Annotated in this window: 22 protein-coding genes; 8 read left to right on the top strand and 14 right to left on the bottom strand. The window is 38.6% G+C overall.

Features of this window, described 5'->3' with window-relative positions; all coding sequences use genetic code 11:
* Positions 1-59 precede the first annotated feature (59 nt).
* From trxA to FHS59_RS08925, 10 genes are all read right to left on the bottom strand, one after another.
* Positions 60-365: a thioredoxin gene (gene trxA, locus FHS59_RS08970; protein WP_184494810.1), complete on the bottom strand. Its 306-nt coding sequence runs from the start codon at positions 363-365 to the stop codon at positions 60-62.
* A 69-nt stretch (positions 366-434) separates the two neighbouring features.
* A complete protein-coding gene (locus FHS59_RS08965) occupies positions 435-980 on the bottom strand; it encodes an OmpH family outer membrane protein (protein ID WP_184494809.1) in 546 nt (181 codons plus the stop codon).
* Positions 981-993: 13 nt separating this feature from the next.
* Positions 994-1524 (bottom strand): OmpH family outer membrane protein, encoded by a 531-nt coding sequence (locus FHS59_RS08960; RefSeq protein ID WP_184494808.1) that lies wholly within the window; start codon positions 1522-1524, stop codon positions 994-996.
* Positions 1525-1615: 91 nt separating this feature from the next.
* Positions 1616-4312 (bottom strand): BamA/OMP85 family outer membrane protein, encoded by a 2697-nt coding sequence (locus FHS59_RS08955; protein WP_184494807.1) that lies wholly within the window; start codon positions 4310-4312, stop codon positions 1616-1618.
* A gap of 7 nt (positions 4313-4319) precedes the next feature.
* Positions 4320-5096, bottom strand: a complete 777-nt coding sequence (locus FHS59_RS08950) for an isoprenyl transferase (protein ID WP_184494806.1) — start codon at positions 5094-5096, stop codon at positions 4320-4322.
* Between the two features lie 44 nt (positions 5097-5140).
* Positions 5141-5890 carry a type IX secretion system protein PorG gene (porG, locus tag FHS59_RS08945; protein ID WP_184494805.1) on the bottom strand — a complete coding sequence of 250 codons (750 nt, stop codon included), beginning with the start codon at positions 5888-5890 and terminating at the stop codon, positions 5141-5143.
* A gap of 109 nt (positions 5891-5999) precedes the next feature.
* Positions 6000-6875 (bottom strand): NAD kinase, encoded by an 876-nt coding sequence (locus FHS59_RS08940; RefSeq protein WP_184494804.1) that lies wholly within the window; start codon positions 6873-6875, stop codon positions 6000-6002.
* A 3-nt stretch (positions 6876-6878) separates the two neighbouring features.
* Entirely contained in the window at positions 6879-7544 is a 666-nt protein-coding gene (locus FHS59_RS08935) for a CBS domain-containing protein (RefSeq protein ID WP_184496081.1), read from the bottom strand.
* Positions 7545-7636: 92 nt separating this feature from the next.
* Entirely contained in the window at positions 7637-8836 is a 1200-nt protein-coding gene (gene chrA, locus FHS59_RS08930; RefSeq protein ID WP_184494803.1) for a chromate efflux transporter, read from the bottom strand.
* Position 8837: 1 nt separating this feature from the next.
* On the bottom strand, positions 8838-9815 hold the full coding sequence (locus FHS59_RS08925) for an isopenicillin N synthase family dioxygenase (RefSeq protein ID WP_184494802.1): 978 nt from the start codon (positions 9813-9815) through the stop codon (positions 8838-8840).
* A 75-nt stretch (positions 9816-9890) separates the two neighbouring features.
* Between FHS59_RS08925 and FHS59_RS08920 the strand changes: the two genes are divergently transcribed.
* The 6 genes from FHS59_RS08920 to FHS59_RS08895 all read left to right on the top strand — a co-directional run bounded on the left by FHS59_RS08920 (position 9891) and on the right by FHS59_RS08895 (position 13822).
* Positions 9891-10661, top strand: coding sequence for a hypothetical protein (locus FHS59_RS08920; RefSeq protein ID WP_184494801.1), 771 nt, complete (start codon positions 9891-9893; stop codon positions 10659-10661).
* 39 nt (positions 10662-10700) lie between these two features.
* Positions 10701-11972: a serine--tRNA ligase gene (gene serS / locus FHS59_RS08915; protein ID WP_184494800.1), complete on the top strand. Its 1272-nt coding sequence runs from the start codon at positions 10701-10703 to the stop codon at positions 11970-11972.
* 289 nt (positions 11973-12261) lie between these two features.
* A complete protein-coding gene (locus FHS59_RS08910; RefSeq protein ID WP_184494799.1) occupies positions 12262-12894 on the top strand; it encodes a peroxiredoxin in 633 nt (210 codons plus the stop codon).
* 2 nt (positions 12895-12896) lie between these two features.
* Complete coding sequence (locus tag FHS59_RS08905; RefSeq protein ID WP_221444477.1) at positions 12897-13208, top strand: thioredoxin family protein; 312 nt, start codon at positions 12897-12899, stop codon at positions 13206-13208.
* Positions 13189-13437 (top strand): DUF6952 family protein, encoded by a 249-nt coding sequence (locus tag FHS59_RS08900; protein ID WP_184494798.1) that lies wholly within the window; start codon positions 13189-13191, stop codon positions 13435-13437. The genes FHS59_RS08905 and FHS59_RS08900 overlap by 20 nt, the downstream gene beginning before the upstream one ends.
* 133 nt (positions 13438-13570) lie before the next feature.
* A complete protein-coding gene (locus FHS59_RS08895; protein WP_184494797.1) occupies positions 13571-13822 on the top strand; it encodes a hypothetical protein in 252 nt (83 codons plus the stop codon).
* A gap of 17 nt (positions 13823-13839) precedes the next feature.
* Here FHS59_RS08895 and FHS59_RS08890 read toward each other — a convergent pair whose 3' ends face one another.
* Positions 13840-14670 carry an alpha/beta hydrolase gene (locus FHS59_RS08890; protein WP_184494796.1) on the bottom strand — a complete coding sequence of 277 codons (831 nt, stop codon included), beginning with the start codon at positions 14668-14670 and terminating at the stop codon, positions 13840-13842.
* A gap of 237 nt (positions 14671-14907) precedes the next feature.
* On the opposite strand from FHS59_RS08890, the gene FHS59_RS08885 reads away from it, so the two are divergent.
* Positions 14908-17049 (top strand): polysaccharide lyase family 8 super-sandwich domain-containing protein, encoded by a 2142-nt coding sequence (locus FHS59_RS08885; RefSeq protein ID WP_184494795.1) that lies wholly within the window; start codon positions 14908-14910, stop codon positions 17047-17049.
* Positions 17050-17066: 17 nt separating this feature from the next.
* On the opposite strand, the gene FHS59_RS08880 is transcribed toward FHS59_RS08885, so the two are convergent.
* Both FHS59_RS08880 and FHS59_RS08875 read right to left on the bottom strand, forming a co-directional pair.
* Positions 17067-17450 carry a DUF3037 domain-containing protein gene (locus FHS59_RS08880; protein ID WP_184494794.1) on the bottom strand — a complete coding sequence of 128 codons (384 nt, stop codon included), beginning with the start codon at positions 17448-17450 and terminating at the stop codon, positions 17067-17069.
* On the bottom strand, positions 17428-18222 hold the full coding sequence (locus FHS59_RS08875; protein WP_184494793.1) for a HipA family kinase: 795 nt from the start codon (positions 18220-18222) through the stop codon (positions 17428-17430). Before FHS59_RS08875 ends, FHS59_RS08880 begins: the two co-directional genes overlap by 23 nt.
* A 121-nt stretch (positions 18223-18343) precedes the next feature.
* Here FHS59_RS08875 and FHS59_RS08870 point away from each other — a divergent pair, with 121 nt between their 5' ends.
* The gene (locus FHS59_RS08870) at positions 18344-18769 is read left to right on the top strand and encodes a nuclear transport factor 2 family protein (RefSeq protein WP_184494792.1); all 426 of its coding nucleotides are present in this window, start codon (positions 18344-18346) and stop codon (positions 18767-18769) included.
* On the opposite strand, the gene FHS59_RS08865 is transcribed toward FHS59_RS08870, so the two are convergent.
* Positions 18770-19651, bottom strand: a complete 882-nt coding sequence (locus FHS59_RS08865) for a bestrophin family protein (RefSeq protein WP_184494791.1) — start codon at positions 19649-19651, stop codon at positions 18770-18772. It abuts the gene before it with no gap.
* Positions 19652-19658 lie beyond the last annotated feature (7 nt).

The following is a 19658-nucleotide window of genomic DNA, read 5'->3' as shown; positions in this document are numbered from 1 at the left end:
CTTTGGACCATGGCAAAATAGGAAATACCTAGATGAACAGATAACCCTTTACATAAAAGTCAGACAAAGCCTTTTAAAGCTTTTTCCAAATCTCTTTTGGGTAGGATTCCACCTTTTCTCCAAAGTATCTTACCTTTTTTAAAAAGAATGTAATGGGGGATAGACCGTACAGCAAACTGTTGGGCCATTTGGGGATGCTTGTCGATATCCAGTTTTAGGAGTTTGATTTTTCCTCCTAACTCATCCAAAACTTCCTCGATGATTGGATCCATTGTCTGGCAAGGGCCGCACCAGTCAGCTCTAAAATCTACCAGCACGGCATCCATACTTTTACTGATGATATCTTTTGGCTTCTTTTTAGGCATGGGATAAAAATAAAAAACCGGTTTCTCGAATCATCGAAAAACCGGTTTTAATTATTGAAGATGCTTGGTTTAGTTTCCTGCTGGAGGAGTTGGCATTTGAAGGCCAAGTTTTGCTAAAACCAATTCAGTGAATTTGTCTTCTTCTTTAGTGTAAAGCAACACTGGAGATTGACCTGCAGTCTCAGCAAAGATATGTGTGTAGTTGTTTTCAGCAGCAACAGCATTGATCGCATTGATCACTTTGTTCTGAACAGGCTCTAGCAACTCACCTAATTTTCTTTGATAAGAAACCTGAGCATCTTGCTCATATTTCTGAAGGTCTGATTGAAGCTTAGTAAGTTCACCTTCTTTAGCAGCTCTAGCTTCTTCAGTCATCGTTTGTGCAGCTTGCTGGTAAGTCTGCACCTGACGCTGAAAGTCTGCAGCTTTTGTTTGAATATTCGTTTGAAGCTGAGTTTGGTAATCTTGGATATCAGCTCCAATTTGTTCCATTTCTGGCATCAGATCCATGATAAATTCCACATTGGTATACCCAATTTTGATTTCCTGAGCCTGAGCCGCGAATCCTACGCAAAGCAATGCAATTGCAGAAAGGATAACTTTTACTTTCATCATTCTGTGTTTGTATTTAATTGTTCTCTTCAATTCCTAATTCTTCCAAGACAAATTCAGAATAATCATGTCTTGGGTCTGTATAAATAATTCCAGATGGTACAGAGGCCTTGTCAAATAACATGGCCAAATTGTTTTTTCTGGAAACTCGTTCGATCGCATCGTAGATTTTGGACTGTAGAGGCTGAAGCAATTCTGCTTGCTTCTGATAATATTGCCCGTCAATTCCGAATATTCTACTATTGAACGCCTGAGACTCCTTTTGTTTTTGCTTAATGTCTTCCAGCCTTTGCTGATACATTTCTTCTGTAAGCAGTACTTCTTCGGCCTTCAATTGATCGTAGAGTTCTTTGATCTCTTTATCCAAATTTTGTGCCTCTTTCTTCCACTCATTGCTGAGATTTTGGAGCTCCTGCTGTATCACTTTATAATCCGGATGCTTATTCAAAATAAATTCTGAATCGATATAACCGAACTTTTGAGCGCTTGCAGGCAGTACTTGCAGTACAAAGAGCAGCAAAAATACTATTTTCAATGATTTATTCATGGTATTGGGCAAGTTTTAGAGGCTTGATTAAAGTTCAAACAAAGAATTTAATTTTTGCATAAATTAACTAATCCCAATCCTTTTTCCATGATTATCTGAATTGTTGTCCGATTGTAAAGTGGAATTGAGCACCACTTCTCTGAGTCGTACCTGGGATGGCATCAAATCCATAACCCCAATCGACACCAAGCAATCCAAAGGCTGGCATAAAGATTCTCGCACCCATACCAGCAGATTTTTTCAGATCGTATGAATTGAAATCTGCATAAGATCCCCAGTTATTTCCTGCCTCAGCAAATCCTAGTACGAAGATGGTAGCGGATGGATTTGGAGAAATCAAGTATCTCAATTCCATTACATATTTATTATACACAATACCACCATAAGGATCTGCATTTTCTTGACCTCTGGTATCTCTACCTGGTGTGATGGATTGGTTTTCATAACCTCTCAAACCGATGATTTCCTGACCTAAAGCAAAGTTGTTGAAGGTCATCCCATCACCACCCATCACGAATCTTTCCAATGGAATGATTCCGATTTTATTTCCGTAAGATCCCAAGAAGCCCATGTGAGCTCTGGCACTCGCTACAAACTTACTGGATCCGAAAAGAGGAGTATAAATGGAAGCATCAAACATCCACTTGTGATATTCCAACCATTTGTATTTTTCCTGATCTGTAGACTCATCATTTAGATTCTTATTTAAAGAAGCATATGGAGGAGTGAAAGAGGTAGACAAGATGATGTTAGATCCGAATCTTGGGAAAGTTGGGTTATCTACGTTATTTCTTGCAATGGTATTGTTGAATGTAATACTATTGGAAGTACCAGTCGGGTAGCTCAAACCAAATGAGGTTCCGAACTCATCAAATTCATAAATCTGGAATTGTAGGGAATTACTGATACTGAAGTAATCATCCGGCCAAGTCACTCGTTTTGCTAAACCAAGAGTTACCCCTGTGATTTTGAAGAAACCAAGTTCGTTTCCAAAGTTTTGTTGATTATAGAAATCGACTTGTCTTTGTACCGAATGGTTAAAGCTAAAGCTCAATGCTTGTGGTTTTTTACCTCCAAACCAAGGTTCTGTCAATGAGATAGAATAGTTTTGGAAACTTCTACCATTTGCTTGAACTCTTAAGGAAAGCTTCTGACCATCACCCACTGGAAGTGGATCCCATTTAGAAAAATCACCGATGTTTTTGATGGAGAAGTTATTGAACACAAGTCCAACTGTTCCCACAAATCCATAGAAACCTCCCCATCCACCTGATAATTCTATCTGGTCATTTGGTCTTTCTTCCAGCTCAAAAGTGATATCCACAGTAGCTGCTTCGAAATTTGGTCTTAAATCAGGATTGATTTTTTCAGGATCAAAATAGCCTAAAGTAGAAAGTTCACGAATGGTTCTTACCAATAAACTTCTGTTGAATTTCTGACCTGGAAGAATTCTGATTTCACGCATTACCACGTGATCAGAAGTTCTTTCATTACCCTTGATGTTTACACTGTTTACAGTCACCTGAGGGCCTTCAAAAATTCTCATTTCAAGGTCAATGGAATCACCAGAAACATTTACCTCAACAGGGTCAATGCTAAAGAAAAGGTATCCATCATCTTGATAAAGAGAGCTGACATCATCTCCTTTTTGAGGATCGTAGTTCAGTCTCTTGTCAAGAAGTTCTTTGTTATATACATCACCTTTTTGGATCCCTAATTTTGCTAACAATACAGGGTCTGGGTGGATGTAATTTCCTGTGAATGAGATGTTTCTATAATAGTATTTTCTACCTTCTTCTACTGCGATGTCGATATTGATTTTATCTTCATTAAAATCATAGACTGAATCAGCGATAATTTCAGCATCTCTAAAACCTTTACTATTGTAAAAGCTGATGACGTTATCCTTGTCCGCTGCATATTCTTTAGGGATGTATTTAGATCCGCTAAAGAAATTAAGCTTGAAGTTTTTATTGATGTAAGACTGTACGTCTTCGTTGGAAACAGAATCAGTGTGGAAAACAGTATTTGCATAATCGGATGCACTTGCATCTGTCATACGTGAATACACATCTTTGAATACACTTACCCGTGCATGTTCTTTTGTCTTCTTAAGCTTCTTTTTGACTTTGGTATCAGCGATTTCCTCATTGCCGTAAATGTTTATGGCATTGATTCTGACTTTGGAGTTCATATCCACGTCAAAACGAAGTTTTACCGAGTTTGGAAGCGTAGTGTCTCTTTCCTGAATGATTTTCACATCTGTATTCAGGTATCCTTTGTCCAGGTAATATTTCTCAATGGTTCGTTTTGCTGTATTCAACACGTCATCACGTACCACTCGACCACGGATATTTACTTTGTCCCGAAGTTCACTTTCCTGAGTTTTATTCATACCAGAGAATTCCACTCGGGAAAATCTCGGTCTTTCTGTCAAGTCCAATAGCAAATAGATGTCATCACCCTCTACTTTGGTCACAAGGATTTTCACATCTCCGATGATTCCCTGACCCCAAAGTTTTTTAAGCGCATTGGAGATGGATTCTCCAGGTACTTCTATGGTATCATCCACTTTCAGGCCGGAAAGCGAAATAATCGCGATCTCATCCAAGGTGGTCAACCCCACCGCTTTTATTTCTGCGATTCTATAGGACTGGGGTTTTTGATAATTCAGCTCCAGAATATTGACAGGTTTGGTAGACGCATAGCGGCTTTGGCCCAAACGTATTTGCGCCATTGCTGAAGTTGTCCAAACCAGACAAAACAGAATCAGTAAACTTCTTTTCATCAATTACTTAAGATTTAACTTGCTCACCTGTTTTACCAAATCTTCGTTCCCTTTTCTGGTAGTCGAGGATTGCAGCGATCAGATGCTTTTCTCTAAAATCCGGCCATAACACAGGAGTAAAATGTAATTCTGTGTAGGCCAATTGCCAAAGCAGAAAATTGCTTATCCTGAATTCTCCGGAGGTTCTGATCATTAATTCAGGATCAGGAATGTTCCGGGTTTCAAGATGGTCAGCAAACACTTCCTGAGAAATGTCCTCGACCTTCAATTTTCCATCAGAGACTTTTTGAGCAATGCGTTTGGCTGCTTGAGTGAGCTCCCATTGTCCACTGTAGCTAAGTGCTAAAATGAGCTTGAGACCTGTGTTTTTAGAGGTTTTTTCTTTTGCCTCTATCAGTTGATTGTATGCTGAGGGGGGTAAACTATCGATATCACCGATGCTGTCCATGATAATGTTATTTTTCATCATCATAGGGACTTCATTCGCTATTGTTTTCACCAGAAGTGCCATTAGTCCTTCTACCTCATCCTTTGGTCTGGACCAATTTTCTGTTGAAAAAGAAAACAGGGTCAAATACTTCACTCCTAAATTATTTGCACCTTCGATCGCATCTCTCACAGCCTTGATGGCATGATGATGGCCGAATATCCTCATGGCGCCTTTTTTCTTGGCCCAACGGCCATTGCCGTCCATGATGATCGCAATATGTCGGGGGATCCTGTTTCGGTCTAATTCTTCCTTCATTCCAGTTTTTTCCGAATACCTTAATTTTTGGAGGTACAAAAATGCTATTTCTTTTCCAATAATTTACCCTAAGGTTCAATTAATTAATAAGCATAGCACTTGGTACTGGCGAAAGTATAGCTGATTGTCAGCCCTAGGAAATAGTACCAATCCTTGTCATTGGGGTTTCCAAAATTAATCCCATAGGGAGCATCGGGATTATTCGGGTCTGGAAATCTGGATATTTCTGGCTCTGTACTGTCGATCTTATCCAAATAATCCGTTAAAGTAGGTCTGAATCCTAATTCAGCTGCTAATGTCCATCGATCGTTCATCCTGTACTTAATACCTCCGCCAAATGGAATGACTACGGTGCCAAGACTGTATCGTGTAGAAACATTGTAGGCAAAGGTGTTTCCTTTTGCAAGTGCAAAGGTGTATCCAAGACCAAAGAATGCGTAAGGTGAAAATCGGAATTCGGAATTATTTCTTAAATAATCAAGAAAGTTAAACTCCATCACAGCCGAAGCTTCAATGAGTCCTGCCCGAAACCTGGCGTCTCTCACTTGCGCCAATCTATCAATGGGCTTAATGCTATCAGCTGCATTGATGTTGGCTAAATTAAGCCCAACTCTCAGCGTCCAAACATTGTCAAAATTTCTCTTGCCAAACAACGTTCCTTGAAGGCCAATTTGGCCCGGGTCAATTTTACGGATAATATCTCCTGAATAGGCTGCGACACCTAAACCACCACCGATTTCATATTTCTGTGCCTTGGCATTCAGGTGAATACCTGAAAAAACAAGGAAGAAAATTAATAAGTGTTTGAAAATCTGAAAATTGACGTTTTTCAAGACGATGCAAGTTATGAAGTAGCTAACGTATAAAAAACGTCGGCTAGTATTTAACGGGTTAATAATTGTTAAGCTTAATTTCCACGAATTTACCAATCTTTTGGAATATCTAATTCCTCATATCCAATCCCCAATTCAGCTTTTGCCTTAATGTATCAAAGAAATGGTAATGTGGCAACTTCACTAATTTGGCCTGAAAATATTCCTTTTTGATGGTCAATTTCACATCTGAAGAAATAGAAGTGGATCTGGAATCCAGCGAAATCAGAAACTTTTCGGCTCTTCCTTCGATTTCTAAACTGATCTCAGAATCATCTGAGACGATGATTGGACGAACATTCAGATTATGTGGGCTAACTGGCGTGATAACTAGATTTTTTGCCTCAGGAGAGATCAATGGTCCCCCGCAGCTCAATGAGTATCCAGTCGATCCCGTAGGAGTGGAAACAATCAGACCATCCGCCCAATAACTGTTTAAGTATTTTCCGTCAATATATGTGTGGACAGTAATCATCGAAGAGGTATCTCTTTTATGCACTGTAAATTCATTCAATGCAAAATTAAGTCCGTTGAATAACCTCTTATGAGATTCCAGGGAAATCAAATTTCTACTCTCAATCTGAAAGTTTTCATTGGCCAGTTCAGAAATAGCCATAGAAATATCTGTGGTAGCAACAGTGGCCAAAAAGCCCATCCTTCCTGTGTTGAGCCCTAAAATAGGAATTTCTAAATCTCCAACTTGGCAAACTGCATCGAGCAAAGTACCATCCCCTCCGATGGAAATCATGAAATCCATCTTGGCCATATCTTCCTTGCCTTCCAAGGTCCAATAAAGTAAGGACTTATTGCCGTGCATGCGCAATTGTCTGTCCAACTGCTCGGTGACAAATATTTCGAAATTGAATTTGCTTAGCTCTTCAAATAGAAGCTGAACATGCTGAAAATACTCTGATTTCAGTGCTAAGCCATGTAAGGCTACCTTCATGCATCAAATATCTAAAAATCTCAGCAAGTTACCGATTCGGTCTTCTTCACTGCTTACTCCGGTTTCTTCCTGATAATGATCCAAAATCTTATATCCAAATCGTTCCAAAGTAGCTTTTATGTGTCTTAATTCCGGTTTATCTAGCTTGAGTGTGAGTTTGATTTTCGCATCATCCAATGGATCACTGGTGATAAAGGAACTCAAAACTTTAGTGTTTTCAGTTTCCACAATTCTGGAAATCTCCGCAAGACTATAATCTGTCATGTACAAGGATAACACCAGGACACTTCCCTGAGACTGGATAGATAAACTATCTGCAAATGCGGCTATTGAATCTTCCATGGTGACCACGCCCAAATAGACATTTTCCCTGCTCAACACTGCTACGATATTACTACGCTGCTCAGCGCCAACTCGTAAAACATCATATATATGCTTGTCAGAAAAAACCCAGCAATTCAAATTATCAAGAGGAATTTCTGAAATAGGAGTGTCTGTATTATTTAGATCAAAAATCATTTCTTCCCGTATTAGACCTAAAAATTTGCCTTGATCAGTAACGGGTAATATATCGGTACGAATTTCCTCCATCCACGACAAAGCCATCCCTGATTTATCACTGAGTTTCAGAGGTGGTATGAGATTGTTGATGAATTCGTATGCCTGCATAGTAGAAATATAGGGAAGTAATTTAGATTTTAAAACGCGCCAAGAACGAAACTTGTTCATTTTTGGCTTTATTTCGACGTTTTAAAGACCGATTACATGAAAAATTGGTTGTATAAAATGCCTAATGTTACCCCACCAGCGATGATTGCCGGCGATGAAATTTTGGTGAATTGGAGCATGGAATAGGTCGCTAGAATGAAAAAGATATTCATTCCATTGGCTTCTAATGGTTCAAATAGCAAATAGGCCGCTGCTATCAACATTCCACAAGAAACGGCATTGATTCCTTCCAAAGCAGCCCTAACCGGGCGGTAAATTTTTAATTGATCCCAAAAACGGATAACAAAAAATATCAGAAAAATTCCCGGAAGAAAGATGCCTCCAGCACCAATTAATCCACCCATGATAAATCCGATTGTTCCTCCTTCCCGCATCGAAAGTGCCCCAACATATGATGCGATGCTAAAAGTAGGCCCGGGAACTCCCTGGGAAATAGCATATCCAGTCAGGAATTCTTCAGAACTGAGGAAGTTTTTAAAATCAACAAACTCGGTGTATAAATAAGGAACAAGTACTTGGCCTCCTCCAAAAATCAAAGATCCGTTACGATAGAAGTTTTCAAATAACAGAATGCCATGCCATTTTGTGATTCCACCTAGGATAGCAGCCAAGATTAATACCCCTGCCCATAAGTAGAAGTTGGCCCATTCAATTTTCAGTGGAGCGTCCTTTTCCAGTTTTGGCTGTTTTTTGTATTTGATGGATGTACTAACACCTCCGATGACCAATAAAACTGGGAAAATGTAAGGAGAGCTGTAAAAGAATGAAATAAATGCTGATATCAGCATCAAGACCATGGCTTCAGTACTTTGAACCATTTTGCCGATGGTTTTTTGAGCTGCAAAAATGATAAATCCAATAGCCATAGGTTGGATAAATCGTGCGAAATTTAAGGCTCCAGGTGTGTTTTCCTGCAAAAATGAGATTAAAATAGCTGCGCTAGTCATCAGGATTGTAGCTGGCAAAATCCAGACTATCAAAGCTAAATAGGCAAGATTGGGTCCTCCTACCCGAAAGCCAATCGCAGAAATCAATTGAGTTGAAGATGGACCTGGGAGCATATTGCAGAGTGCATTCAGCTCCCAAAGTTCATCCTCAGAAATATATCCACGTACTTTCACCATTCGCTCTAGAAGCATCGCCAAGAAAGCTTGTGGACCTCCAAAAGCAGTGAGTGAAAGCGTGAGAATATCTTTCAGGAAAAGGTAATATCGTACCTTTTTGACAGACATCTTATTTTTTTAAACCCAGTTCTCTTAATCTTTCATCTAGGAATTCACCTGCGGTGGCATCAGTAAATAGCTTTGGATTTTCCTCAGAAACACAAGAATCCAGACAAGTCAAATCCATTTCTGATCTCGGGTGCATAAAAAATGGTATAGAATACCTGCTCGAGTTCATTTTTTCTTTTGGCGGATTGACTACTCTATGAATAGTAGATTTTAATTTCTTATTCGTGAGCCTTTCTAACATGTCGCCCACATTCACCACCAATTGGTCTGGCAAGGCCGTAATCGGAATCCATTTTCCATCTTTTCTCAAAACCTGAAGTCCATCGGCACTGGCTCCCATCAAAAGGGTGATCAAGTTAATGTCTCCGTGCTCAGCAGCTCTCACTGCATCGGCAGGCACTTCATCCGGATTTTCTATTGGGAAATAGTGGATTTGACGCAGTATGGAATTACCATAAGCAACCTTATCTTCAAAATAATCCTCCGGCAATTCTAAAATAAGAGCAATCGCTTTTAGCATGGATTTACCCGCATTTTCCAGAATTCTAAATGCCTCATTCGCATCATTTTCAAATTCAGGAATTTCGTCTGGCCAAAGGTTTGCCGGATATTCAGATTTTAAAGGATCTGAATCAGGGATATTGGAAAGCTCTTGGCCCACATGATAAAATTCCTTAAGATCTCCGGTATTTCTTCCTTTGGCATGTTCTTTTCCCTTTCCGGTATAGCCTCTTTGGAACCCGATTTCAGGTTTCTCATACTTTGCTTTTATCTCATCAGGAAGTGCAAAGAAGGATTTGATGGAATGATACAGACGATCTTGTAATTCTTGAGAAAGACCATGGTTTTTGATGGCTACAAATCCGATGTTTTGGTAAGCATCACTTAATTTCTTTACAAATGCTGCTTTTTGTTCAGCTGTTCCTGAAGTGAAATCAGCTAAATCCAAGCTTGGAATTTCGTCAAAAAGGATTTCCATAAAAGGGTGGGTTACAAAGTTAGTTCTCTAAATGTCTTTAAAATTAAATATCTTTAATATCAAATTTGCCCTGATATGAATAAAATACTCATTTCCCTGATTCTATTTTCAGTTATTCTTACCAGTTGTTCTGATGAAAAGAAGAAAATAAACGAATCCGTCGTGGAAACGGGTGAAATTTCGCCAAACGGATTGGATGTAATACCAAAAGTGACTTTTTATCAATATGAAGATTCTTCCAGTTATCCTGACGCAATATTAGAATTGTATACTCCTTTAGGTAATCAGATTTTCAAACCGGGAAAAGTTCCTTTCGAATTCAATATCAAGAATTATGAATTTGAACAAGCGGGAGATCAGAGCTTCAAACTTTTCAATATTCTAAATGGAGGTGATCCGGTTGGATTTTATTCTCCGATATTCCAAAGGGAGCTGACTGAAGGAAGTTATAGGATTGTTGCTTATTTGGTTGATGACGAAGGTTTGGCTTTGAAAAATTTCGGAAATTATGTCGATAGAGATTTTCAGGTTGGTGAATCCAGACCGTTTCCTTATTCTGCCGAACCCTACCTTGCATTAAATTACCCGAGAAGTGAACAGGTTTATCAGAGAGGTGAAGAAGTTATTGTAGATTTTTTGGTTTTGGGTGGAGATATGGACCTGGATGGATTAAAAGTTCAGATCAAAATTAACGATTTCATGTACGAGATCGATGAGATGAACCCGGTTAGAGTGGCCAACTTACCTAAAGGAACTTATCAGGTCAATGTAAATTTGCTTCGATCAGATGGAAAAGAGCTGGTTGGGCCATTCTCATCTGTCAGTAAAACAGTGATAGTTCAATAACATGCTTATCTTTGGGGCTTCAATTTCCAAGATTTTAAAATGCTGTTAGTTAATCAAATTCGAGACAACTACGCCGGTGTGTTGGCCGGACTTCAAAAAAGAAATTTTCAAAATGCCGAAGCCATTTTGGCAGAAGCGATCAGTCTGGATGATTTAAGAAAATCAACTCAGACTCAGCGTGACCAGTTGCAAGCAGAATCGAATTCCATTTCAAAGCAGATTGGAATGTTGATGAAAGAGGGAAAAGCTGCCGAAGCAATGGAGATCAAAGAGAGAACAGCTCAGATCAAAATTCAGATTAAAGAGTTGGAAGATCAAAACTCTACGGCTGAGGAGTCACTAAAGTCACTTTTATATACTATTCCTAATGTACCTCATAGCTCTGTACCGGCAGGTAAATCTGCTGAAGACAACGAAGTGGTTTTGGAAAATGGTTCTATTCCTGTTTTGCACGATGGGAAACAGCCACATTGGGAACTGATCAAAAAGTATGACATCATTGATTTTGACTTGGGAGTTAAAATTGCAGGAGCAGGATTTCCAGTCTACAAAGGCAAAGGAGCGAGACTTCAGAGAGCTTTGGTCAATTTCTTTCTAGATGAGGCAATGGCACAAGGCTATACAGAAGTGCAGCCGCCGATTTTGGTCAATGAAGATTCAGGATATGGAACAGGCCAGTTGCCGGATAAAGAAGGACAGATGTACTTTGCGTCAGCTGATAATTTGTATTTGATTCCAACAGCAGAGGTTCCAATCACTAATTTATACCGGGATGTCATTTTATCTGAAGAGGATCTTCCTGTTAAAAATGTCGGCTTTACTCCATGCTTTAGAAGAGAAGCTGGAAGTTGGGGAGCTCATGTGCGTGGTTTGAATAGGCTACACCAATTTGATAAAGTTGAAATAGTTCAGATAACCCATCCAGATAAGTCTTATGAGACGCTGGAAAGCATGAGTAGCTATGTGCAAGGATTATTGCAGAAATTGGAACTTCCATATCGTGTTTTGAGACTTTGTGGAGGAGACATGGGCTTTACTTCTGCCTTGACTTATGACATGGAGGTGTATTCTGCTGCTCAGGAAAGATGGTTGGAGGTGAGTTCTGTTTCTAACTTTGAAACTTATCAATCTAACCGACTGAAACTTCGCTTCAAAGGTGAGGATAAGAAAACCCAACTTGCCCATTCTTTAAATGGAAGTGCCCTAGCTTTGCCTAGGATCGTAGCTTCTATTTTGGAAAACAATCAAACACCTGATGGGATTCTGATGCCAAAGGTGCTTCACCCGTATTTGGGATTCGATAAAATCTAAAACTAAAAAGACCCTGATTATCAGGGTCTTTTTAGTTTTAATAGGTAAAAGCTATTAGCAATAGGATAATTCAATCAAGAATTTGTGATTTTGTTCGCAATCGGTAGCGGGCAAATTTATTTCTGAGGGATATTGACTGGTGAAGTTATTGGAGGGCTTAAACTAGAGTTTATCCAAATAAAAATTGGCTAGTTCTGAATTTCGAAAAATTCAACAAAGGCTATACTTTTTTAAAGTATTAATTCCTGAGCTAGATTTGTGTTTTCAAATTTTCAATAAATACACAAATATGGCATTAGTAGGAAAAAAAGCTCCAGCGTTTTCTGTAGGAGCAGTAGTAAATGGAGAAGAGATCGTTGACAATTTCAGCCTAGAGCAATACCTAGGAAGTAAAAACGTGATTCTTTTCTTCTATCCAAAAGACTTTACTTTCGTTTGTCCAACTGAACTTCATGCTTTCCAGTCTAAATTGGCTGAATTTGAAAAGAGAGATACTGTCGTGATCGGTTGTTCTACAGATACTGAAGAAACTCACCTTGCTTGGTTGATGACTCCAAAGGCTGAAGGCGGAATTGAAGGAGTTACTTATCCTATTTTGGCTGATGCAGCTAAGACTATTTCTTTGAACTACGGTGTATTGGCTGGAGAATATTCTTTTGATGCTGAGACTCGTCTTTGGTCATTTGCAGGTGCCCCTATTGCTTTCAGAGGAACTTTCTTGATCGACAAAGAAGGTATCGTTCGTCACGAATCTATCAATGACCTTCCATTGGGAAGAAACATCGATGAGTATTTGAGAATTTTGGATGCTCAGATCCACGTTGAGAAATTTGGTGAGGTTTGTCCTGCTAACTGGGAAGAAGGAAAAGAAGCGATGCAAGCTACTAACGAAGGAGTTGCTAACTACTTATCAAATAACTAATCATGATTGAACTAACTGAAGATACTTTGCAGGAGCTGGTAGCAGGAAACGATCAAGTGATTGTTCAATATTCTGCTGGCTGGTGTGGTAACTGCCGCATCATGAAGCCAAAATTCAGAAGACTGGCTGGTGAGAATGCAGACAAGGTTTTTGTCATTGTTGATGCTGAGAAATTTCCGAATTCACGAAAATTGGCTCAAGTGAACAACTTGCCAACGTTCGCTTCTTTCAAAGGAGGTCAGTTGGTAAATCAAATTCAGACAAATAAAGAAGACCAGTTAAAAGCTTTGATCAATGAAGTTACCAGTAATTAAAACGATTCAGAGAACCTGTACTCCTGAGCAAATCGAAACAGCTTTGGAAGTATTGGAGAATATTTCTGAAGCACCATCACTTAAAGAGCCGGAAATCGATGTGATTGGAGAATTGATCTCCAACCTTTGTGGCGCACTGGAAGTACATGAGATGGTGGCTGAAGGAATGTCTGAAAAGGATGCCGGGAATGCTTTTATGAAGAAAGTCCTAGGGTCTATCGATAGATAATATTTATTTTGGGTCTATTGTTAATAGAAAAGGAATCTCATTAGGGATTCCTTTTTTCTTTCCATTTTCTTATTAAAAGGAAATCCCTGCGTTTTCATTTGTATTTTGTCTTAACAAATCTAATTATCCCCACATGTTTGAAGGAGCTAGCTTTCCAAAATCTTTAGATGAACAAACTTTTGAAACTTGGCTCGAGAATGGCCGGAAAAGTAGGGTTCCACAAGATTTTTTGTTGATCCTTTGGGATGACATAGAAGGGGAATATCAGCCCGCATACACCTCTGAAAGGGAAGAGATCTATAAATACGAACGGTACACAAATACTCCGGGAAGACAATTGTTAGTAGCTGCCTATGATCTATATTCTGAATCTAGAATTGTTTAAAGAGGATTCGGTTCAGTTTATTGTTTTTGAGCAATTCCTTTAAAATAGTTATTAAAAAATAACAGCTGGTATTGCACAGAATCTCTCCAATAATCCCATGTATGTCCACCAGGATTGGAAGTGAAACTATGAGGGATGTTGAGATAGGTGAGTTCTTCGTGAAGCTTTAGATTGACTTGATAGAAAAAGTCATCAGTTCCACAGTGGATAATCAATGGAAGATTATTCTTACTCAAAAGATGAAGCTGGCCCATTACAGAGAATTCCTTCCATCTTTCCGGAAATTCAGATTTTGTGCCTAAATATCCTTTCATATTCCAGTTTTCCGGGAAAGGAGTAATGTCCACGCCGCCACTTTGACTTCCTGCTACCCCAAAAATATCTTGATGTCGTATGGCCAAATACAAAGCCCCATGACCACCCATGCTCAATCCAGTAATTGCTCGGCCTTCTTTGGAGGGGATGGTTTCATAATTTTCATCTATAAAAGGAATCAACTCTTTGATGAAGTATGTTTCATATTTGGAATCAGGATTAGTCGGGCTATCCCAGTACCAGCTATCGAAGTTCCCATCGGGACTGACTATGATCATTTGGTATAGATCAGCTAATTGTTCGATCTGAGGAGCTCCTTTAATCCAGGAAGCATAATTTCCTGAATATCCATGCAGCAAATACGTGACAGGATATTCCTTGCTAGTATCATAATTTTTTGGAGTGATGACTACGGCTTTGATTTCTTTGTTCATTATGGCACTGTGGGTAGAAACAGTGTCTACGCCTGCAAAGGATAAAATTGGTGTTGCCAGTAAAATATAAACCAATGCATTTAATAATGATTTTTTCATTTCTGGATGATGTACTTCGGATGTAAGAGATAGATTAAAAACATTCTAAGATAGTTATATCATTATTTAAAAAAACTGATTTTGAAAGCGTAGGGAAGGAAGAGATTTATCTGAGAGATTTTGGAAGATGAAAGAAAGGGGAGTAAAATGGTTCTTCTTTTTGAAATTTATTCTTTAGATTAAAATATCGTACTTAAGTCAACGGTATGTTTTTTTTCATGTTAAACTGTCAAACCAATGAGATTTAACAAACAAATATTCTGTATCACATTTATATTTTTTTTCACTGGCACAATTGTCCTTGCGAAGCAAGAATCAGATTTTGATATAATAAAAAATCGAATTTTTAAAGAATACCAGAAGAAGGTTAAGGATGAGGATCTTGGAAAGGAAATGGGAGTAATTCTAAAATCCTTTAAAGAAGATGGAAGCTGGGAAGGGATTAATTACCAAGATAAATCAATGAGTGGATGGAATCCTGACAAGCACATAAAGAGGCTTGGTATTATGGCTATTGCATATACGAGATCCGGAAATAAATATGAAGGTAGTGAGGTGCTTTATTCTAAAATTCTTCAGGCTATGAGGTATTGGACGAATTTAAGGCCAGAACCTATTTCAGACAATTGGTGGTGGTTAAGTATCAGTGTTCCTAAAGAGATTGGTAGTCTATTAATTGCCATGAGATATGGTGATCAACAAGTCCCGCAAGAATTAGAACAGGAAATGTTGAAGTGGATGAATAAGACAGTGTCTATAACCAAATCACCTGGAAAAGATGGATCTAACCTTACAGATATAGCTCAACACATGATAATGCAATCAGTATTGACTGAAAACTCTGAGCTATTAAATAGGGCGGTCTCAGTTGTATCAGAATCAATTCAAATTACAAAGGGGGATGGGATACAAAGAGATATGTCCTTTCATGCGCATGGGCCTGAGTTATATATGCATGGTTATGGAAGAGAATACTTGTTGGGAATCAGGAATGTCGCGGTTTACATAGTGGGTACCAGTTTTTCGTTTAGTCCTGAGCAAATCGCATTAATCTCTGATTTTTCCAGAAATGGATATTTAAAATCCATGAGGGGTAGATACATAGATTACAGCGTAATTGGTAGGGGGATCGCTCGAAATAATGCGACAAGAACAAATTCTGGATTGGTAAAACAACTAAAACAAATAGACATAGAGGAAAATCAGGAGGAATACCAGAATGCAATAGACAGAATTGACGGAAAAGAGCCTCCTTCTTACAAAATCCAACCAAGAAATATCCATTTTTGGAGATCTGATTATACCATTCACCAAAGACCGGAGTTTATGGTTTCTGTAAATATTGCTTCTTCCAGAACCATTCGAACCGAATCTGGAAATGGGGAGAATTTAACAGGACAATTTCTAACAGAAGGGGCCATGTATCTGGCAGTAAAAGGAGATGAGTATTTCAATATTTTTCCAAATTGGGAATGGACCAAGATTCCTGGAACTACAACACCTGATAATGAATCTTTGAAAAAAAGGACTAATTGGGTCGCAGAAAAAGGCAATGCGGATTTTGTGGGGGGAGTCAGCGATAAATTGAATGGAGTTTCTGTTTACAACATGAATGCATATAACACCAAAGCAAAAAAGGCATGGTTTTTCTTTGGGGATAAAATAATTTGTATCGGATCGGAAATATCAGCTGATAGGGAGGAGAAAATATTTACAACTGTTAATCAGTCTCGACTCAGAGGAGATGTGACTGTAATTTCAAATGGAGAATTAAACACCTTGAATTCAAAATTCACCAAAATTGATAATGGGGATGTTTGGGTATATCATGACAATATTGGCTATTATTTTCCTGAATCCCTTCCAATTGAGCTTTCTGCACAAAATCAAATCGGATCATGGTCTGAAATCAATTCAAATTCCTCAAAAAAGGAAATTAATCTAGATGTATTTAAGCTTTCTATAAATCATGGGAAAAGGCCAAAAAAAGGAAATTATAATTATTTGATTTGGCCTGGAGTGGATTCACCTGATGAAATAAAAAATTATGATGTATCCCAAATAGATGTTCTCCGGAATGACGGTAAAATTCAGGCAGTGGTTGATAATAAGCTTAATTTGCTTGGCCTTGTTTTTTATGAGAAAGGAGCTTTTGAATGGGGAGAAAACTCAATCGAGGTAAATTCACCCTGTCTTTTGATGCTTCAAGAGTATAGTGAAGGAAAATGGAAAATCAATTTATCTGAACCTACTCAATTACTTACCGGCTCAATAAAGGTGAATCTGAAAGTTGGAAATAAATCAAAAAATATAAACTTCAGCCTACCAAAAGATGATTTGGCTGGTTCGACTATTACCGAATTAATAGAAATCCAGTAAGGACAACTCATTAAATTTCACATAACGAGTTCCTCGAATAACCTTTCGAGAGTAGCCGCATGATCAATACTAAATCCAGTATGTGGTCTGGAAGTTTGGATGACAGAGCTTCTTACGGCTGTCAACCATCTGAATCTTGAAGCAAGATCCATCTCTGCAATCGGACCTCCTTTGGATTTTCCAGAACAGATTTTTTCGAAGGAAGCCAAATTGATTTTGATCATTTCAAGATCTGCATTCGGATCCAAAGCCAAAAGTTTGTCTTCATTTAACTGAACTTTTGAACCTATAAAACCACTTTTCCAGTCGCAAAGAATTACTCCAACGTTTATAAATTCTTCACGCTCCACCCGAGGTACCACCCGGATGATGGCATACTCATATAAGTGCTGTCCTTGCATCTTGGGCTTCTTTTGTGAATTGATCGGAATAAGAAAGTCGGAGGCTTAGAAAATCCGAATAAACATTTCTGATTTCGTTTATGTCATCAGAATCTCCGCCAGCTAATAGCCACTCTTCTGGCAAAGCAGATACTAGCTCCTGGAAAATCTCTGGATTTAAAAGAGTTTTAAACTCTTCATTTACTTCGTCAAGTTGAGTCGCTTGCGGCATTAACACATGGTTTTTGATAATTGGGAAAGCCGATTTTGCATTTTTCTCCCAGTTTGTCCATGAATGATGAAATAGAAAAGCCGCCCCATGGTCAATCAACCAAAGTTCACGATTCCACATCAGCATATTGGTGTTTCGAAAAGTTCGATCCACATTGGTGATCAGCATGTCCAACCAAACGATTTTTGAAGCCAATAAAGGGTCAATGCTCATAGCTAAAGGATCGTAATTGATAGCGCCTGAAAGGAAATGTAAAGCAATGTTCAGGCCTTGGCTACCCTTTAAAAGATCCTGAATTTCTTCGTCTCCTTCAGATCTTCCAAAAGCTGGATCCAGATTGGCAAAAACCAGTTCAGGTACTTTCAGGCCTAAAAGTCTGGCAATTTCTCCTCCCAGAAATTCTGAAATCAGTGCTTTTTCCCTTTGGCCTGCACCACGGAATTTCAATACATATTTAAATCCGTCATCTGCATCTGCCAATGCAGGTAAAGAGCCACCTTCCCTCAATGGAAGTATGTATCTGGTGACATTAACCGTACGTAGGTTGAAGTTTTGTTTCATGAAAGGAGAAAAATTATCCTTTTATTCAATCCTTAATAACCGAACAAAAGTTCATTCTTCAAATTTATCATCCTAGGAATGATTTATGTGGATAAGATTTAAATTTTCAATCCCAAAACTGATGAAATATCTTATAGTGTTTTTTATGATGGCTTTGATGGCTGTTCCAGAAGGAAAATCTCAAACTTCAAACGACCGTGAACTGATCAGTAAAACTGTTCAATTATATTTTGACGGAATGATGCAGCGCGACAAAGCGAAATTGAGACAGGCATTTATCCCTGAAGCTAGGCTGATTGGGTATAGAGGGGAAGACTTCACTTTGACTACTTTTGATACCTGGGCTGAGGCAACTACAAAAGGAGAGCCCAGAAATCCTGCAGTTCATAAAAATGAAATCGTTTCGATTCGGGTTCAGGGAAATGCAGCTTCAGTGGAAACAGAGCTTTATTGGCCGGGAATTTATTACTATGATTTCTTGACGTTGATGAAAATCGATGGGGTTTGGAAAATCGTCAATAAAAGTTGGTCGGAGAAACTCCTATAATCAGATTAACTCCTCTACGTGTTTTTTAATGTTTTCGGAAAGCTTTTCCATCGGAAGGTCATTCATATCCGTTCCAAATGGTTCTTCGATTTCCTCAGCTACCAATTCCAAACTTGCCAAAACATAAAAAATAAATGTAACGATCGGAGCGGCATAATATCCTAAAGTAAATACAAAGCCCAATGGCAAAGTCATCACATAAACCAGAATAAACTTCTTGATAAATGAGCTATAAGAGTAGGGAATAGGCGTGTTTTTTATACGCTCGCAAGCTCCACAGATATCAGTAAACGCAGTCAACTCATTATTCAATACGATCAATTGATCTCCACTGATTTTCTCTGCTTTGTACAATTTATTGACTCTGTTAAACATGATTTTAGCGACCTGATTGGGCACATGCTTTTTGACATCAATTTCTGGTTTGATTTCTTCATGATCGGTATCGTCAAGCATATAAAGCGTCACATTGGATTGCAAATGTTCTTTTAATGCGAAAGCGTAAACGGGAATACTTTTTCGGAAAAACTTTCGGTTCACTTCATCATTTTGGTCAAGGACGGAAGACATTTTCAAAGCAAAATTCCGGCTGCAGTTTACCAATGCTCCCCAAAGCTTTCTCCCTTCCCACCATCTGTCATAAGCGGTATTTGTTCTGAAAACCATCAAAATGGAAATAACAAAACTCAATAAACTATGCATGGCCGGTAGGTATTGAACCCAACTGTCTTCACCGATTTTTAAGTATTCGATTTCAAACCAGGCGATGCCTAAAGAATAAACCAAAATGATTAGCATCAATGGAGCTAACCGGAAAAGTGTGTCAGACTTTTGGATAAGAAATAAGATGCGAAACCATTGGTTCGGGTTGTATCCTTTCATCAGAAAA

This window comes from Algoriphagus iocasae (assembly GCF_014206875.1).
Taxonomy (GTDB): Bacteria; Bacteroidota; Bacteroidia; order Cytophagales; family Cyclobacteriaceae; genus Algoriphagus; species Algoriphagus iocasae.
Note: the sequence above shows the minus strand (reverse complement) of the source record. Positions and strands in the feature narration are given on the sequence as shown.

Excerpts from the sequence above, each read along its gene's own strand:
- FHS59_RS08905 (WP_221444477.1), top strand. The coding sequence starts at position 12,897 with ATGATTGAACTAACTGAAGATACTTTGCAGGAGCTGGTAGCAGGAAAC.
- FHS59_RS08880 (WP_184494794.1), bottom strand. The coding sequence starts at position 17,450 with ATGCAAGGACAGCACTTATATGAGTATGCCATCATCCGGGTGGTACCT.
- serS (WP_184494800.1), top strand. The coding sequence starts at position 10,701 with ATGCTGTTAGTTAATCAAATTCGAGACAACTACGCCGGTGTGTTGGCC.
- FHS59_RS08895 (WP_184494797.1), top strand. The coding sequence starts at position 13,571 with ATGTTTGAAGGAGCTAGCTTTCCAAAATCTTTAGATGAACAAACTTTT.
- FHS59_RS08910 (WP_184494799.1), top strand. The coding sequence starts at position 12,262 with ATGGCATTAGTAGGAAAAAAAGCTCCAGCGTTTTCTGTAGGAGCAGTA.
- FHS59_RS08865 (WP_184494791.1), bottom strand. The coding sequence starts at position 19,651 with ATGAAAGGATACAACCCGAACCAATGGTTTCGCATCTTATTTCTTATC.
- FHS59_RS08920 (WP_184494801.1), top strand. The coding sequence starts at position 9,891 with ATGAATAAAATACTCATTTCCCTGATTCTATTTTCAGTTATTCTTACC.
- FHS59_RS08955 (WP_184494807.1), bottom strand. The coding sequence starts at position 4,312 with ATGAAAAGAAGTTTACTGATTCTGTTTTGTCTGGTTTGGACAACTTCA.
- FHS59_RS08940 (WP_184494804.1), bottom strand. The coding sequence starts at position 6,875 with ATGAAGGTAGCCTTACATGGCTTAGCACTGAAATCAGAGTATTTTCAG.
- FHS59_RS08875 (WP_184494793.1), bottom strand. The coding sequence starts at position 18,222 with ATGAAACAAAACTTCAACCTACGTACGGTTAATGTCACCAGATACATA.
- chrA (WP_184494803.1), bottom strand. The coding sequence starts at position 8,836 with ATGTCTGTCAAAAAGGTACGATATTACCTTTTCCTGAAAGATATTCTC.
- FHS59_RS08890 (WP_184494796.1), bottom strand. The coding sequence starts at position 14,670 with ATGAAAAAATCATTATTAAATGCATTGGTTTATATTTTACTGGCAACA.
- FHS59_RS08925 (WP_184494802.1), bottom strand. The coding sequence starts at position 9,815 with ATGGAAATCCTTTTTGACGAAATTCCAAGCTTGGATTTAGCTGATTTC.
- FHS59_RS08870 (WP_184494792.1), top strand. The coding sequence starts at position 18,344 with ATGAAATATCTTATAGTGTTTTTTATGATGGCTTTGATGGCTGTTCCA.
- FHS59_RS08965 (WP_184494809.1), bottom strand. The coding sequence starts at position 980 with ATGATGAAAGTAAAAGTTATCCTTTCTGCAATTGCATTGCTTTGCGTA.
- FHS59_RS08885 (WP_184494795.1), top strand. The coding sequence starts at position 14,908 with ATGAGATTTAACAAACAAATATTCTGTATCACATTTATATTTTTTTTC.
- FHS59_RS08900 (WP_184494798.1), top strand. The coding sequence starts at position 13,189 with ATGAAGTTACCAGTAATTAAAACGATTCAGAGAACCTGTACTCCTGAG.
- trxA (WP_184494810.1), bottom strand. The coding sequence starts at position 365 with ATGCCTAAAAAGAAGCCAAAAGATATCATCAGTAAAAGTATGGATGCC.
- FHS59_RS08960 (WP_184494808.1), bottom strand. The coding sequence starts at position 1,524 with ATGAATAAATCATTGAAAATAGTATTTTTGCTGCTCTTTGTACTGCAA.
- FHS59_RS08935 (WP_184496081.1), bottom strand. The coding sequence starts at position 7,544 with ATGCAGGCATACGAATTCATCAACAATCTCATACCACCTCTGAAACTC.